The organism is Pseudomonadota bacterium (genome assembly GCA_039193195.1).
Taxonomy (GTDB): domain Bacteria; phylum Pseudomonadota; class Gammaproteobacteria; order Steroidobacterales; family JBCBZW01; genus JBCBZW01.
On the sequence record JBCCWS010000048.1, the window covers coordinates 1 to 15,746 of the forward strand.

The 15,746-nt window shown below is 63.9% G+C and carries 14 protein-coding genes; 5 read left to right on the top strand and 9 right to left on the bottom strand.

The window, feature by feature from the left end; translation table 11 throughout:
* Positions 1-638: WD40 repeat domain-containing protein (locus AAGA68_23085; protein ID MEM9387958.1), on the top strand; the 638-nt coding region annotated here is incomplete at its 5' end.
* A 64-nt stretch (positions 639-702) separates the two neighbouring features.
* Entirely contained in the window at positions 703-1,701 is a 999-nt protein-coding gene (locus AAGA68_23090) for a phosphotransferase (GenBank protein ID MEM9387959.1), read from the top strand.
* Positions 1,702-1,747: 46 nt separating this feature from the next.
* Here the strand turns inward: AAGA68_23090 and AAGA68_23095 are convergent, their stop codons facing one another.
* Positions 1,748-3,994 carry a hypothetical protein gene (locus AAGA68_23095; protein MEM9387960.1) on the bottom strand — a complete coding sequence of 749 codons (2,247 nt, stop codon included), beginning with the start codon at positions 3,992-3,994 and terminating at the stop codon, positions 1,748-1,750.
* 327 nt (positions 3,995-4,321) lie between these two features.
* Here AAGA68_23095 and AAGA68_23100 point away from each other — a divergent pair, with 327 nt between their 5' ends.
* The 3 genes from AAGA68_23100 (at position 4,322) to AAGA68_23110 (ending at position 8,484) form a co-directional block, all read left to right on the top strand.
* Positions 4,322-4,855: a sigma-70 family RNA polymerase sigma factor gene (locus tag AAGA68_23100; protein MEM9387961.1), complete on the top strand. Its 534-nt coding sequence runs from the start codon at positions 4,322-4,324 to the stop codon at positions 4,853-4,855.
* Positions 4,855-5,892, top strand: a complete 1,038-nt coding sequence (locus tag AAGA68_23105; protein MEM9387962.1) for a FecR domain-containing protein — start codon at positions 4,855-4,857, stop codon at positions 5,890-5,892. The genes AAGA68_23100 and AAGA68_23105 overlap by 1 nt, the downstream gene beginning before the upstream one ends.
* 183 nt (positions 5,893-6,075) lie before the next feature.
* Positions 6,076-8,484: a TonB-dependent receptor gene (locus AAGA68_23110; protein MEM9387963.1), complete on the top strand. Its 2,409-nt coding sequence runs from the start codon at positions 6,076-6,078 to the stop codon at positions 8,482-8,484.
* 62 nt (positions 8,485-8,546) lie between these two features.
* Here AAGA68_23110 and AAGA68_23115 read toward each other — a convergent pair whose 3' ends face one another.
* From AAGA68_23115 to AAGA68_23150, 8 genes are all read right to left on the bottom strand, one after another.
* Positions 8,547-10,718, bottom strand: a complete 2,172-nt coding sequence (locus AAGA68_23115) for a glycosyl hydrolase (protein MEM9387964.1) — start codon at positions 10,716-10,718, stop codon at positions 8,547-8,549.
* Positions 10,719-11,151: 433 nt separating this feature from the next.
* A complete protein-coding gene (locus tag AAGA68_23120) occupies positions 11,152-11,700 on the bottom strand; it encodes a hypothetical protein (GenBank protein ID MEM9387965.1) in 549 nt (182 codons plus the stop codon).
* Between the two features lie 176 nt (positions 11,701-11,876).
* Positions 11,877-12,155: a hypothetical protein gene (locus tag AAGA68_23125; GenBank protein ID MEM9387966.1), complete on the bottom strand. Its 279-nt coding sequence runs from the start codon at positions 12,153-12,155 to the stop codon at positions 11,877-11,879.
* Complete coding sequence (locus AAGA68_23130) at positions 12,107-12,826, bottom strand: hypothetical protein (GenBank protein MEM9387967.1); 720 nt, start codon at positions 12,824-12,826, stop codon at positions 12,107-12,109. Before AAGA68_23130 ends, AAGA68_23125 begins: the two co-directional genes overlap by 49 nt.
* A complete protein-coding gene (locus tag AAGA68_23135; protein ID MEM9387968.1) occupies positions 12,813-13,487 on the bottom strand; it encodes a hypothetical protein in 675 nt (224 codons plus the stop codon). The genes AAGA68_23130 and AAGA68_23135 overlap by 14 nt, the downstream gene beginning before the upstream one ends.
* A 49-nt stretch (positions 13,488-13,536) precedes the next feature.
* A complete protein-coding gene (locus AAGA68_23140) occupies positions 13,537-13,875 on the bottom strand; it encodes a hypothetical protein (protein MEM9387969.1) in 339 nt (112 codons plus the stop codon).
* Positions 13,876-13,952: 77 nt separating this feature from the next.
* Positions 13,953-14,663, bottom strand: a complete 711-nt coding sequence (locus AAGA68_23145; protein ID MEM9387970.1) for a hypothetical protein — start codon at positions 14,661-14,663, stop codon at positions 13,953-13,955.
* Positions 14,664-14,714: 51 nt separating this feature from the next.
* Entirely contained in the window at positions 14,715-15,305 is a 591-nt protein-coding gene (locus AAGA68_23150; GenBank protein ID MEM9387971.1) for a hypothetical protein, read from the bottom strand.
* Positions 15,306-15,746 lie beyond the last annotated feature (441 nt).

The following is a 15,746-nucleotide window of genomic DNA, read 5'->3' on the forward strand; positions in this document are numbered from 1 at the left end:
TCCTCACGGCCTCTGATGACGGCACCGCGCGCCTGTGGGACGCTCGCTCTGGCGATGAGCTTCGCCGCTTCGAAGGCCACGGTGGCTGGGTTCGCTCAGGGGTGTTCAGCCCCGACGGCACTTGGGTCCTCACGGCCTCTGATGACGGCACCGCGCGCCTGTGGGACGCTGGCTCGGGCGATGAGCTTCGCCGCTTCGAAGGCCACGGTCGCGTAGTCACCTCCGGGGTGTTCAGCCCCGACGGCACCCGGATCCTCACGGCCTCTTACGACGGCACCGCGCGCCTGTGGGACGCTCGCTCTGGCGATGAGCTTCGCCGCTTCGAAGGCCACGGTGACTGGGTTCGCTCAGCGATGTTCAGCCCCAATGGCACTGCCGTTGTCATTGCAGATTCGGGCGGCAACCTTGTGCTTTGGGCGCCAGATCAACCGACCGCCCTAGCAAGGCTGAGAGTCTATCCCGACGCCCTACTCGCCTTCGACGCTGGTCGCCAGGTCATCGCCGGCACGGGGCAACTCTGGAAGTACGTCAACGCCGTGGAAACCGACGCGACCGGCGAACCTCGCCTGGTCGCGCCTACGCAGGAGGCACTACACGGCTTAACGTGCAACTGGCCCGTCTACACGCAAGCAGAGTGATCGTCCTCGCGTCCCCCTGATCAGGTGCCCAGACACCGCCCCAGTCCGCAAACGCAACCGAGTCATGAAGAGCACCTTCGAAGCAGCCTTGCGAGAGAAGCTACAAGCGACGAAGCTTGTCCAGCTCGACACCCTCCAGTCGCTGTGGAGCGGGTACGGCACCATCCGGCGCTACGGCGTCGAAGGCGTCGCGGTGAACTCCGTCATCATCAAGCACGTGTGCCCACCGAGTGCCGTCCAGCACCCGCGAGGTTGGAACACCGAGCGCTCCCACCAGCGAAAGCTCAAGTCCTACAAGGTCGAGTCCGCCTGGTATCGCAAGTGGAGTCACCGCTGCGGAATCGACTGTCGCGTGCCTGACTGCTATGCGGTGGATACCGCCGGTGCCGAGGTCTACATGGCGCTGGAAGACCTCGACGCGGCCGGGTTCCCAGAGCGAAAGTCCTCCGTCACGCTGGCCGAACTGCAGTATTGCATCCGGTGGTTGGCCCACTTTCATGCAACGTTCCTAGGCGTCTCACCGCGGGGTCTTTGGGATGTCGGCACCTACTGGCATTTGGACACCAGGCCCGACGAACTCGAGAGAGTTCAGGACGCGGAAGTGCGAAGCTCGGCAGCCAGCATCGATCGACTGCTTAAGCAGGCCCGGTTCCAGACGCTCGTTCACGGCGATGCCAAAATTGCCAACTTCTGCTTCGCGCCCGACGGAGAGTCCGTGGTCGCGGTCGACTTTCAGTACGTGGGCGGCGGATGTGGCATGAAAGATCTGATCTACCTCCTTGGGAGCTGTCTCAGCAGCGAGCAATGCGAAGCGTTTGAGGAGCAGCTCCTCGCTTTCTACTTCAGCGTCTTGAGCGATGCGCTCGAAGTACAACACCCGGGCCTGGACGCGGCGGCGGTGGAAGGCGAGTGGCGCACCCTATACGCCCCGGCCTGGGCGGACTTCACGCGATTTCTAAAGGGCTGGAGTCCCGGCCACTGGAAGCTGAATCGCTACGCGGAGCGCCTGACTCATCGGACCCTAGTGGGCCGCTTGGTAAATAAGGTGACGCCCAGCGAGTAGCATGGGCGCCAGGGCAAGGCGGTCGAATGCAGCCATAGGCGAGCTACTACTCGTGTCTAGGTGCCTGCTGCGCCAGGGCGGTCTGTTTCGAGAGCACCAGTTCTAATAGTTCCATTTCGGCCCCAGGGCGCATCCTCAGTCGGCGCTGCTCCCCATCCAGCATCACCTGTGCTGATAGGGCGGGAGCGACTAGCAACCCCACCGCGGCCGCGCGAACGCCGCGAAGCTGCGCCTCGCTCAAGCCGTCTGCGAGCCGCAGTAAGCGCACGAGCGAGTTGAGGTACGTGGTGTGCAACACGCTGATGTCGCGCCTGTAGACCTTGATGTTGAGGGTCTCCAGAAGCTGGGTGCTCGCTCGCTCTATTTCTGCGCTGAGCTCCGGCAGCGCCAGCAAGTAAGGAAACAAGTCCGCCACGCGATCGCGACCGACTATGATCCGGCTACTGCCCCAGACATGCAGTACGTCTGGGTGCCGGCTCACGGCGAACGAGTAGTCCGCGTACAGCGTCCGTACGGAGGTCTGAGCTTCGCTGTCGAGGGAGACGAATTGCTGAACAGCAGCATTCGCTACTTGCGCTCTCTCGCCAAAGGGGGCTTCGCCGCCGGCGATGCTGTAGTTATCGGCAGCACGCAGGGGCCAGTCGAGTTGCTCGCGCAAACCTCGGGCAGCGTCTCTCATCAGCGCTAGGAACGGCGCTATCTCGCCAGCTAGGTAGGAGACGGTAGCGTGCGCGCTAAGGTGCCCGGCCAGTAGAGCAGCGGAGGGTCCTCCCGACAGTCTGTGGTCATCACGGTAGGGGGCGGTCTGGCCCGAGAAGACGCTCTCGGGCAGCACCATCACGGTCATGAACGCGTTCTCGTAGGGCCGCTCCAGTGATAGGGCACGGGCTGAGGCCAGGGCCTGCGTGAGAAACGCGAAGAGGTGAGTCTCCGATACAGGGGCGCACCGGTCCGACAGGCGCACGGGTACGTGAAGGGGCGGCAAAGATGCCTGCACGATGTCGGGACGGCTGCGATATGTGGCGTGTCGCGTGACGCGAATGCCTGTGAGAGCCTCGAGCTCCTGTCGCAGGGACGTCAGCCTTTGCGTATCGACAAGACATGGTTGGATAGTGCGAAGATCCTCGCCATTCGCGTCTGTCACGATCAGAAACCCGTCATCGTCGCTAGGTGAGTCCGCGTACTCGCTTGGGCCGGTCTGGCCAGTGAGTGCGATCGATCCATCGCGCAGCTCAAGCACAGCGTTGATGCGGGTGACGAGCTTGGTGGACTGGAAGCGCTCGTACCAGCTGATGCGTCCATCGCGGTCGAAGCGGGCGACAGCGGGGCTGCCCTCATAGGCGCCCGCCACCAGCAGACCGCCATCGCGTAGCGGTAGCGGCCTTAGGAATCCCTCGATGGGGCCCAGGTACTGGCGCCACATGAGCTGACCTTCCATCGAGTACGCGTGCACGAGCGCGTGGCCGCCACTGCGGCGCGAAGGGGGGTCCACCACGAAGATGCGATCGTCCGCCATGGCAACCTGACTGCGCGACTGCTCCTTCCCAAACGTCAATACCGATGCGATGTGCCCACTGGCATTCACCCTTCGAATGCCGGCTGGCCTCCCCTGTCGGTACACGACATCGCCTTCTCCCGTGAGCCACAGATGCGTGGACCGGGGATTTGGCGCGTAGCGAGGTTGCCATTCGCCACTCGCAGCGACTTCGAAACGGCGGCGAATGAGCGAACGTGCATGGGTCTCTGCCAGTGCGGTGGGTAAGGACGTAAGGATCAGATCCGCGGTCGCATCGTCCGCCGAACGCATGGAGGACCACGGGTCTCTCGGGTTGACGGACCCCGCCAGGGTGCGCTTGGTTGAACCGCCGTCATCAATCGTGAATAGGTGGATCGTTTGTTCTGTGACTGAGCCGGCGCGCTGCCCCTTGGGCGCACTGAGAACGACTCGGGGCTCCCCGGTCGGGCCAGCGTGCAGATCCTCGACCCTATAGTTCTCGAACCCCTCCAGAATCCGCTGATAGATCATTCGCCCATCACGACTGAAGCGTGCGATCAACGGCTTGCTGCGTTGGCCCGTATCTGAGTAGTAAGAGGCGCCGTAGCCTGCGACAACAATGTCCCCGTTCTCTGCCTCCACTAGATGATCACCCAAGTCGGCGACTGCGCTTGGCTCGCCGGGTGGAGAACGGGTTCCAAAGGTGATCTGAAGAGCCTCGGGCCCCGTCGCTGCCCATAGCGAGGTCGGCCCAAGGCTGAGTATGGACCAGAGCAGTGTGCGAATCGGCGATTTCATCTGGAAGGTTGCGCTCTCGGCTCCTAGCTTTCTCGGACTCGTACGAACGGCAGCTTCGTGTCGTCTTTGCCCATAGCCCATCGGTCTTGGCAGTCGGCAACCCGGCGACGCCGACGCAGTGTACGACCGGTAGGGCGCGCAACGCACCGAGCTAGTGGCTAGGGCGTATCGAGGTCTCGGTGGTCCAACGTGGGCCGCGTGGCATGAGCTAGCTTAGACGTTGGAGACCTCCGGTGCCGTAGCGCTCTGTGTTATCGCAAGCCGCTGCTGGTGCTTAGCGCGGTGAGCTTTGGGCGGGGCGTCGATCCGTCCTATCCTGTGCAATCCATGACCAAGGCGCCGCAACACCACCAGATCGCCGCCCTCTACGAGGCGCACGCCCCTCAGATCATCGCCACGCTACGCAAGATGTTTGGCAACGGTCCCCCCGACCCAGAGGACGTCACCCAGCGCGCCTTCCAGCGCGTCCTCGAGCGCGGCGACTGGAGCGATATCGACGACCTGAAGGCCTACCTTTGGCGCACGGCGCGCAACATCTGTCTGAAGGGCCGCCGCCACGAGAATGTGCGCAGCGCCTTCGACTTCGAGATCGAGCAGCTTTTTTTCCCCCGCAGGGGGGACACTTCATCACCCGAAAGGGTCTTAGGAGCAGAGGAGGAATTGCGGTTGATCAACGAGGCCCTGCGCGCGATGCCCGAGAAGCGGCGCCAAGCGTTTCTGCTCAACCGCGTGGAAGGCCTCACGGTCACGGAGGTGGCGAAGCGTCTGGGCATCGCGCGCAGCCCGGCCACACGACACATCTCGCGGGCCTACCGCGATATTGAGCTCCACATTATGCGCAAGGGCGCAGATGGACAGTGATGAGCATCGACGACCCCACTGAGCGCGAGGCTCTCTGCCAGGCGGCGCACGACTGGCGGGAGAAGCTCGACGCCGAAGAACCGTCAGCAGAGCACCTCGCCGCGTTCGAACGCTGGCTGGAGGCGGATGTCCGCAATGCCGCAGCCTGGGAGCGGAGCCAGACGCTCATCGCGGCATACGATCACCTCCAACGACAGGACATCGACGCTGACCTGCTGCCTTGCGAGCTAGCGGGGCCGGTAGCTCGCGAAGCTGGAAATCACCGAAGGCCAGGATACCTCGCCATCGCGGCGGTCGCGCTCACCCTCTTGGCGTCAATCCCAGCAGCTCTCTTCCTCCTGCAGGGCGGTGCTCCGACCCCGGTGCTCATCGAACGCACGTACGCCACCGCCACCGCCGAGATCGATACCGTCACCATGGTCGACGGAACGCGCATCACGCTCGGTGCAGCGACGGAGCTTCGTGTTGTCTACGGCGAGACTTCCCGCACGGCCGAACTGGTGTCGGGGGCGGCTATCTTCGCCGTGGCCTCCGATCCCGAGCGCTCTTTTGCTGTCTCCGCGGGCGATCTCAAGGCAACAGCGGTCGGCACCGAGTTCGAGGTGCGCAGCAATGGTGGCGTTCAGCGCGTTGCCGTGGCGGAAGGTACGGTAGAGGTCAGCTACGCGAGCGCGTCCGACCATGCTCGCCCGAGTCGGCGGCTGCTCGCGGCGGGGACGCAGGTGGCCGCCACGCGGACGCAGGGCCTACGCCCGGTGGAATCCATCGATCCTGCGAAGGTCGCCGCCTGGCGTGAGAGCCGCCTGGTCTACGATGGGGCCACGATCGAAGAGCTTGTGGCGGACGCGAACCGCTACTCCGATCGCCCGATCGTCCTCGACGCAACCGCGGCAACCTTGGCCGGGCAGACTATCACCGCGTCCTTCGATGCCACCGACCGCGAGGGGCTGCTCGACACGCTCGCTTACGTCTTCCCGATCGAGGTGGACGACAGCGAGCCCCGCCGCATCGTCCTGTATCGCAAAGCGACCGACTGATCCCGTCGGTCCAGGGGCTGCGGAGAATCCGCCGCCGAGGGGGTCATTTCCCTTCAGCCAGGGGTCATCCCTACGAGATTGCGAATGATTTCTATTTTCGCAAGCCCTCCTCGGCCTACGTTGCGGCAGTCTGCCGCGTCCGCCAGGAGGGTCCGTTCTGTGATCGATCGAAGGGATTTTCCATTGTTTTTCAAACAGATGACCAGCCGCCTCGGGCGCGGCGCGCTCCTGTTGGCGTTCACCATAGGATATTGCTTCAGCGGGTCTGTGGGCGCTCAGGCAGAGCTCGACACCGCCGTCGACATTCCCGCGGGCCCCCTCGGCAGCTCGTTGCTCACCCTTTCCGAGGTGTACCGCATCCAGATCCTGGCGCCGAATTCGCTCGTGCAGGGCAAGCGGGCGGCAGCCTTGCGTGGGCGGTCGTCGTTGGCGGACGCCCTCACGACCATGCTGGCGGGCACGCAACTGGTGGCTAAGGAGCTTCCCAACGGTGCCTACACAATCGAAGCCCTTCCGGACCCGGCGCCCACCCCCGTTCGGTCATTGCCGCCGGCCCAGGACCCGCCCCCTACGCCCCGCCTGGAAACCCTGATTGTGACGGGAGAGAAGCTAGAACGCTCGCTGCAGGAGACCACCTCCAGCGTCTCCGTACTGACGGGCGCGGTCATTGACGAGAGTTACCTGACGGACGCCGAGCAGATACTGCTGCGAATCCCTAACGTCTCGACAAACGGCGCTGACGGCCTGGTGATCCGCGGCATTCCGGAACGCGGCCTCGGCACCGGCGTTGGCGACACCTCGCAGACCTCCGCCTTCTATATCGATGGCGCCGTGCAATCGCTCGGCGGCGGGCAGACGGGTTTGCTGAGCACGTGGGATGTGGCCCAGTTTGAAGTATTCCGCGGGCCGCAGACGACCACCCAGGGCCGGGCCGCGCTAGGCGGTGCGGTGGTCGTACAGACGGAAGATCCAGGCTTCGAATGGAGTGGGCGGGCGCGCGTGGCCACGGGGGAGTTCGGCACGCGGCAGTACGCGGCAGCCATGGGCGGGCCCATCGTCGACGGTTTGCTGGCCTTCCGCGTGGCGACCGACTTGACCGAGACGGACGGCTACATCAGCGTCCTCACCGAGAACGGCGAGATCGACGAGATCGCGCGCGACGATCGCGACCTCTATCGCGGCAAGCTCCTGTTCACGCCTCTCGATGGCCTGGCGGCCACCTTCACGCTCTCCACCGCCCAGGCTGAGGAGGCCCCCAACGCTATCAACACCCCGCCGCCGGTGTCCGAGCGGCGCACGCTGGATGCGGTGAACCTGACGGATACGGACATCACCTCCTACGTATTCGATGTGGACTACGAGATCAGCCAGAAAATGAGCCTGACGTCGGTCACGGCCTACACAGACCGGGAATCGACCACCGCCCCGATCGAACAGACGCTCGCAGTCGGGGGCTTTCCCACTGACATTAACTCGCAGGACCAGCAGTTCACCCAAGAGCTGCGCCTTAGCTTCGATACGAGCAACGTGCGCGGGTTGATTGGGGCCTACTACAGCAAGCTCGATGAAGAGCAGCAACGCGTCGGCTCAGGGCTGGTGGCCCCGGACGTGGTGCTTTTCCTCGAAGATAGTTTCGCCAACAGCTTCGAGAACTTTGCGCTGTTTACCGATATGGAGATTAACCTCAGCCCTCGTTGGACTGTGCTTGCAGGCGCCCGCTACGATGTCGAAGACTCCACCCGGAGTGAGTCGCAGAACATCTTCACTGACCCGCCAGTGGACTTCCTGCCGCCGGTCGAGGTGAGTTTTCCGCCGTCCGATGCCACCTTCAGCGCCTTTCTGCCGAAGCTGGGTCTACGTCACGACTTTACGGATCGGATAGGTTTGACGGCCACGGTACAGCGCGCGTACCGGCCAGGAGGTGCTGATATCCGACCGGATACGGGCGAAGCGGTCGAGTTCGCGCCGGAGTTCACCACTAACTACGAAGTTGCGTTTCGCGGGCTATTCCTGAACGACACCTTGTCGGTAAACGTGAATGCGTTCTTCGTGGACTATTCCGACATGCAGATCCGCTTTGCGCCTGACCCGGCAAATCCCCTGCTTCGCTTCGTCGCCAACGCCGGAGAGGCGGAGTTGTTCGGCGTGGAGGTGGAGACCCTGTGGGATATCACCGACAGCCTTTCGCTCTACGGGTCCTTGGGGTTTATCGACTCCGAGCTCGGCGTGTTCGAGTTCCAGGGGGAGAACCTGCAGGGCAACGAGTTCCCTCAGCAGGCGGCGGCAAGCGGGGCCCTGGGCGGCACCTGGAGGCATCCATCCGGTTTCATGGCGACGGTAGATACCGCGTACACAGGGAGCTACTTCTCTGCGCTGCAGAACGATCCCCAAGGCAGGACGGACTCCCGCTTCGTGACTAACGCAAGAGTTGGGTACAAGGCGGACCACTACGGCGTGTTCATCTTCGCTCAGAATGTCTTCGACGCCCAGTACCTGCTGAGCACCGGTCCGAACGCGATTCAGCCGGGAGCTACCTTCGGTACGGTGGGTCAGCCGCGTACGCTGGGTGTGATTCTAGAGGCCCAGTTCTAGCCCTACGCGTGCCCCGGTGCGCAAGCCTACTTGCGGATGTTCGGACTGTTCTGCGTCATCCGTCAGCGCTCGGTGCGGTAGCGGGGCAAGGTTCGGAAGAACTCACCGACCGTGGTGATCGCGCCGTGCTCATCGATCATGTCGGCCCCGCCGTACACGGGCGCCTCCGTGCGGCTCGCGTACCAGGCGTAGCGTTCGAGTCTAGGAAAGGACTCCAGCACCGGTATCGCGGCCTCCAGAAAATCTCGATTTACTGCCTCGCCACGGGCGTAACACGAGAACTCCGTCAACCACATGGGCATCTCCTTACGATCCCAATAGGCCAGAAAGGCCCGGAGGTCTTCGACGTCCGTGCAGTCGCCGTACCAATGCAGGGCCAGGAAATCGACTCTATGTCCGCGCTCGGAGGCACCGGCCAGAAACGACTCCAGCCATGCCGTCCCGCCCTGCGTTGGTGCCGGACTGCCTAGGCGCAATCCGGTGGCTTCCAGCTGTGGCCACAGATCGAGGGCTTGGGCTACCGTCATATCCGCTTGCTCGGCAAGGTCTGGCTCGTTGAAGCCGAGCAGCGCGGGATAGTCCGCGTCGATCAGCGGCGCGATGTACTTCTCGTACTGTTCGGGGGCCAGAAACCACTCGTCCCAAATCATCGGGATGAACTCGCCCTGTTCAGGGGCGAAAGTGCACGCCTCCAGTGGCGTCCAGTTATAGTGCCAAGCTGGGGCGAGCGCGACGAGGTCCTCGCAAACGCTCAGCGGGTGATAGCCGACGCCGCGTATCGGTGACTGCGTACAGCCGGTTGACTCGTTGAGGGTAACGGCATCGATTTGCGAGTAACCGCCGGCCTCTTTCCACGTCCATAGGGTCGCACTGTCGTAGTCGCGAGGAGGCACGAAGGGCACGGATACGCTCTGGTACGCGCCCGCGGGAATCAGCGATTGTTCCTTCTGGATCTCCGTGCCCGCATCGTTGTAGAACGACACACCGAGCCAGGCGTGGCCATCCGCGTCGACTTGCCGAGCGCGTGCTTGCAGCGCGTAACACTGCCCGGATTCGAGGCCTCCCACCGCCTGCCCCCGGCCTCCCTGACCGGGGCCAACCCGTAGGGAGGACGCACCGCTCGCCGGGCGTGTATCGACGATCTGCGTGTTGCCCCAGTCAACCCAGATGGCGCCACCATCATCCCATTCGAAGCCGCCATTGCGAGCCAGGTTACGCCGCCCGACTGCGGCCGCGTAGAAGCGAAAACCGACATCACTGGGGTGAATGCCATCGGGATAGTAGGGGCCCGCCGGCGGCACCATGTCGTAGCCCTCGAGTAGACGAAGGCGTCGATCAGTGCGTTGGCGCTCGGCAACCAATTCACGGATGTATCGTCGATAGTCCTCGAGCTGAGTCCCGAAATAGTCATACCCGTCGTACACGGCCCAAATTGGCGTGATCGCGTAAATGGGGACATCGGGTTGTAGGGCACGCAGCTGGTCAAGAAAGGCGTTGTAGTTGGCCTTGAACGTGATCTCACCGGGAACGAACCAGAAGTCATTGGTGCCGATGGCCACGGTAATTACATCGGCACCGAGCTCGCCCACGGCCCTGCCGTCGGCAGGCGTCACAACCTGGCCGGAGAACCCCATGTTGATTACTTGCCAATTCTGATCGTTGCCGACCAAATAGGGATAGCTCTGTGCCACGGTGGTGGCGAAGACTCCGTTGGTGATCGAATCGCCGTAGGCGACGTAGCGCACGGGAGGTCGTTGGGCCGGGTCCTCCAGCAGCGCTTCCTGACCGCCGCTGACGGTCAGACCAAGGAAGTCCACGTCAGCCCCGTAGGGCAACACCACGCTGAAAGAGTGCTCCGTCGCTTGCTCCTGCTCGAAGAGCGTCACCCACAGCTCACCGATGGCCGTGTCGGAGCCGAGGTCGTCAGTCACCAGAGCGCCGTCCACCTCGAGTGCCAGGCGCCCGGAGCCTCCCTGCTCTCGGTAGCGCAGTCCGATCCGAATGGCGGTGGCGTCGGTGGCGAAGTTGACCCTGGCGCCAGGCGCAAAATTGTTCGCGTAAAAATCCACGGTCTCGCGAGTGAACCGCGCCCGGTTTGGATTGACGTCCAGAAGCACGGTCTCGGAGTACTCGAAGGCCGGGTCGCTCGGAGAGATGAGTTGCTCACCCAGGCTCACGCTAGCGTAGAGCAGCAGGGCGGCAGCGGCGCACTGGCACGGGTGGCGTAGGGTCACGGTGACTCTCCATGTCATATTTTTGGCCTAGTGTGCCAGACAAAGGGCCCTTGTGCCCGTTGCCGCAGCCACGGCAGCAAGTGCCGATGCTGAAGGCCGTCGGGGCCATGCCGGCAGCACCGGTGCCATCCGCACGGCGCTGTGCCGGCGGTGAAGAGTGCCACACCGGCTGAGCCGGCAATGGCGAGGGTGTCTTGGGCGTCTTCGATGCTGGCGATGGCCTCGCGATCACCCCTTAGGGTCGAGTTGGCGTCGCCCCGTCCGGGCGAGACGGCTGGGCGCGGACTGGCCTCACGGCCGCGCATCCATCGAAGTTGCACCAACGCCCTCACCTTCGATATCTGTCTGAGATCGCGATGGGCTGGTGCTGATGACGCTTGAGACTAGCGCGGCGAGCACGCTGAGTCCGTCAGGATCCAGGCTAGTGTTGTAATTATAAACTTAGTTGATTACGTAACGAGACCGTGAGGCGAAGGCGGGCGCAGGCCCTAGTCGACGGTTGGATCTCAATGGTGTTCGGACGAGAGGATTCGCTGGGCTCATCGCGGATGCGCTGCACTGCCGATCGACAGCGCAGGCGAGCGGTGGCCTGGCCGAAGACCTGCGGTGGACCTTCCCGCCCTACGAGGGTGAGGTAGGCGATGAGGTAGGGCGGCAGCATCTCCTGCTCGAAACCCCGGGCGGCGCCTTCTATCCACGTGGTCAGGGCTGGCGCGTCGCATGGGGTGGACGCGATCTGTGTCTCGGCGGCCTCGATCAGTTGCATGCAGGCTTCGCCGGTCAAGGGTCTCACGTCGTTCAGATTGGCAGCGCGCAGTGCGAGGGCTTGCCATGGGCGAAGCAGCCCGCAGTGCTCGCCCTGAGTGGCGATGGTCTCGAGCAGTGCGGCGCTGCGTATGCGCGGTGGTAGATCAGCGCCGGGAGCGTGCGATGTAGCGAGCAGCAGGGCGGCCCAGATGAAGGCGGCGCGTGTCTTCGCCATTGGTCGGGTCTCGTTCCGGGGTGAAGGGACGAGCATGCTAGCCGTGAGCAGGGAGCGCAAACGGTGGTGGTGATGCCTGCTACTGCGCGCTCTCCCAAGCAGACTACCGACCGCAGGGCATGCACGTATGCAACGGTCACGCAGCTAGCCTGCGGCCCACGATCAAGCGGTAAGCGCTATCCACCGAACACAATAGGAGAGCCGTGCTCGTCGAGATGCACCTTGATCGATCTTGCGTCCTCAGTGCCGATCACGATGGTGCGTCCGTCGACGTTCCACCAGTCGGCATTGCGCAGGAAGGTACCAAGACCGCCCAGTGTGGAGTCCGTAGCGTTCACGATGGTCAGGCGCTTGTCCTTGCGCAGGCAGAGCGCGAGTCCCTGGCCCGAGCCTGCCACCCGATCGATCAGGACCGCGAGATCCGCGCGGCCGTCACCGTCCAGGTCGGGCTCCAACCACGCGCGTTGTCGATAACCTGCCCGTGGCATTCGCACGACAGAAGCCAATCGTAGCCAAGGCCGCAGGCCTCGAACTCCAGCACCACCCAGCTTGGAAAGTTGACCAGATCATCCTCCGGGTGCGGATACCGGGTCAGGTCCGGTTCGCGCGGGCCTAAGTTCCAATGAACGCAGCCGCGGAACTGCAGATGGCCGCGTCGGTGAGTCGCATCGTGGTCGAAGCGACGGTCCTCGATGATCAGCCAGCCACGCCCCTGCAAGCCTGGCGCGGGTTCGACGGAAGCAACGCTAGCGGGTTGGCCCTTTGGTGCTCGGGGAACCTGTAGTTCCGGGTTCAAGGCCGGGTCCATCACGTCAGGGCCGAAGATGAAGGCGCGGCCCGGGGCGCTCTCACCGCGCCTTGGCGGAATTCCGCTCGCGACGGGACGCGTGGGAATGGCCTGACCGTCGGGCCCCAGCATTTGCACCTGCCATCCGGATGCGTTGGGCACCAAGGAAAAGCTCAGGTCATCGGTAACCGCACGCACGAAGCTCGCGCTGCCGGCGGCACGGCCGCCAAGGGACGCAGCTTCATTGACCCAGGCTCCCAGGCAGGCTGGGTCAGCCAGGGCATCTGAGGCTGCGATGGCCAGCAAGGCAGCGCGAATGGCGAGGCTACGGTTCGACATAGCGGTACATCTGTTGAGCTCCCAGCGATGCATCGCGCCAATAGAGGACGACGGCTTCCTTCTCGATTCGTTCGAGGACCAGCATGTCGCCATCCGACCGGGGTAGGTCGAATCCCACCAGGCGGCGCGGCAGATCCTCGCTAGAGTGGATCCAATGCCATGCTTCCACCTGATCCACGTAGTCTTCGCGCAGATCACCTGGGATAACCTCGGTACCGATGAGGTGGAGCCAGGTGCCAGCGCGACAGAGAGCGATCGCGCGCTTGTTGGTGGCCTTGTCGCGAACCTGGACCGCCTCGTCCAGGCTGTCGTCACCATCGAAATCACCGCCTAAGGTGCGCGGAGCGTAGCCGGCGTCCAGCGCGTAGCGACGCAGGTCGAGACCGCAGCTGGCAAAGAGTTCGTGATCCACTGGGTTGAACGCGAGGCTCTGCTCGTCGCGAATCCTCTCTACCTCTTCGGTCGGTCGGGGCCAGCGCAGGCAGGCTTCAAACTCGACGTAGTTCATGACGGCTCGCGTGCCGGGCATGGGGTTGCGTAGGCCGTAGTCGGTGATCTTAAGCATGCCCAGGCCATCGTCGGGACCGAGTTCGAGTGATCCGTTGGAGGGCTTGAGCCCTGCCGTACCCGCAAGTCCTGGTGAGATAGCGAAGGCGCGCATCTCCTGCGGTGCATTGACGGAACCCTCGTTTGGGCCGGTGTTGTCCTTGTTACGGAAATGCCAGCCGAAGAGATCCCGGGGGTTGGGGGCTCCGCGCAGGGGAGGTGAGCTGCGTGAGATCTACGGCACCCTGCTCGGGCACGCCATCGTATAGTCGTATTTGCCAACCGGTTTCTGCTCGCTGGAGGGCAAACACCCAGCCGTTGTCCAGTGACTGATAGAAGTCATTCTCCCCGCTGACGGCGGGACGGCGGTGGCTTCCTCCGGGATGGGTGACCTGGACGGCGTGGCGCTCAGCTGTCGGGGTGCACTCCTCGGCTTGGGCAATGGCACATGTCGCGACGACGTTCGCTGCTACGCACAGGGCGGTTGGCAGAGCTATTCTCATGCGGGTTCCTCGTGAGGGCCTCCACGTCAGGGGTGACGGGCTCAGCGGCCGTCGTGGGCTCGCTCATCACCTCGTTGCTACGGGAGGCACTTACCCCCTCGGCGAAGGGCTTGCCTGGCGGCCTCTAGCGGTGCTCCGAGCGCTGGCGTCGCGGCGAGGCAAGCGGCGCTGATGGCGAATGCTGCTGAAGTGTTCGGGGGGCGGCCTTCCTCGATGCGAAAGCTCAGTGTCTGTACTGGCGAGCCGGGGTGAGCCGCGCAGGGCTGCGGACTGCGCAGCGTTACACCCTCGACGCTGCGCAGTGACTCGAGGAGCTGAACCGCCTGCTGGCCCGGGAGCTCGCGGCGACAGGGAGGTGCGCCGTCTCGGATCTGCGCTGTCTCGCGCGTGGCCCAGCTGGCCGTGAACCGGTCGAATGGCTTACCGTCTGATAGTGTTAGGTCAAGCTCGAAGACAGGTAGCCTTTCGTAGGCTTGAGCAAGCGCCTCGGAAGACTGGTTGGCGCCATTTATGATCGATAGCACGAGCGCCACGGCCACCACTGTACCGCCGAGCCCGGCGAGGACGCTGGCCGGCAGGAGGGTGCGCCAAGGGAGGAGGCAGGCAAGTACGATCCCGTCCGCGAGGCCGCCGAGTGCGGCGAGAAAGCCGTAGCCCACGACGATACCGGGGCCGGCGAGACCGCTGCCCTCGGGGACGCAGCAATGGCCTGCGACGAACATGCCCGCCAGGCGTGCGAGCAGCGCCAGCCCCGGCGCCAGTACGCCGCCAAGGGCAATGCGTTGCACAGCCGGTCTGGAGCGGTCTTGGTCCTGGAGCACGGCGACCAGGTCTCGGCGCTACTGGTTGCGCGCGTCGCTGATCTCGCGAACGGGGAATTCATTCAGAAACGGCGGCAAGCCCTTGGTGGCGGCCTCGCGCGTTCTCATGTCGCGGCTGGAGACTTTCAGCATCGAGCCGTCGGCCAAGAAGATCGTGACGGCACCGCGGTCGTCCATCATGGCCTCGAGGCCATCCACACGCATCGCGCCGCCGCCGGCAGCCATGCCCATGCGGGCGAGTTCAGCCATACCGCCGAGGCCACCGCTTCCGGCGCTGCCGATCAGCTCGACGCGGATGGTGCCTTCACCCCCCTGGTAGGTCGCGGTGGTATTGGCGAAGCCCATCGCTTGCTCCTGGCGGAAATCGGTGCGGTCGTAGCCAGCGACTTTTTCCGGGAAGAGCTCCTTGAGGGCACCCTCGGCTTCTTGTTCCAGCGCCGTCACGCACAGGCGTGCTTGCTCCAGGGCCCTGTTGAGGTTGTTGGCACTCATGGCGCCTTCGATCTCTTTGCAGCTGCTCTTCAGGTCAGTGCCAAACTCGACTTGTGCTGAGGCGATGCCAGCGTTCAGCAAGAGAGCTGCGACGGCGAGAGAGAACCGAGTAACCATGCATCCGCTCCTAATCGTTGGTGGCTCGCGGTGGGCTGTGTCAGCCGGTGGCCACGGCGGATGGTACCGCCAACGCCACCTTCCAGCGACAGTAGACTCGCGCGTGCACTGCCGACGTACAGGTTAGGTGGAGTTCGCGATCGGGCTATGGCGGGTCAGGAATGAGGGAGACGCGGGCTAGTGGGCCGCTTGGTAAACAAGGTGACGCTCAGCTACTCGCCCTTCGGGTCTGCCCCTACGCAGACTGAGCGTTACCTTACTTACCAAGCGGCCCACTAGGTAGGCAAGGTGCAAGGGGAGTTATGTTGTATTGGCTGGCGGCATTGCTGCGATAGCTAACTCCGCCAGGGACGCTACCAGCCAAACCGCCGTCTTCACGATCTGGATGGGTCATGCAGAGCGTGGCGGGGACGATGCGCGGCAGCGGCCGTCGAAGCCCTC

Bases quoted from the DNA above. Each gene is read 5' to 3' on its own strand.
- AAGA68_23090 (MEM9387959.1), top strand. From the start codon at position 703: ATGAAGAGCACCTTCGAAGCAGCCTTGCGAGAGAAGCTACAAGCGACG.
- AAGA68_23095 (MEM9387960.1), bottom strand. From the start codon at position 3,994: ATGAAATCGCCGATTCGCACACTGCTCTGGTCCATACTCAGCCTTGGG.
- AAGA68_23100 (MEM9387961.1), top strand. From the start codon at position 4,322: ATGACCAAGGCGCCGCAACACCACCAGATCGCCGCCCTCTACGAGGCG.
- AAGA68_23105 (MEM9387962.1), top strand. From the start codon at position 4,855: ATGAGCATCGACGACCCCACTGAGCGCGAGGCTCTCTGCCAGGCGGCG.
- AAGA68_23120 (MEM9387965.1), bottom strand. From the start codon at position 11,700: ATGGCGAAGACACGCGCCGCCTTCATCTGGGCCGCCCTGCTGCTCGCT.
- AAGA68_23130 (MEM9387967.1), bottom strand. From the start codon at position 12,826: ATGTCGAACCGTAGCCTCGCCATTCGCGCTGCCTTGCTGGCCATCGCA.
- AAGA68_23135 (MEM9387968.1), bottom strand. From the start codon at position 13,487: ATGCGCGCCTTCGCTATCTCACCAGGACTTGCGGGTACGGCAGGGCTC.
- AAGA68_23140 (MEM9387969.1), bottom strand. From the start codon at position 13,875: ATGAGAATAGCTCTGCCAACCGCCCTGTGCGTAGCAGCGAACGTCGTC.
- AAGA68_23150 (MEM9387971.1), bottom strand. From the start codon at position 15,305: ATGGTTACTCGGTTCTCTCTCGCCGTCGCAGCTCTCTTGCTGAACGCT.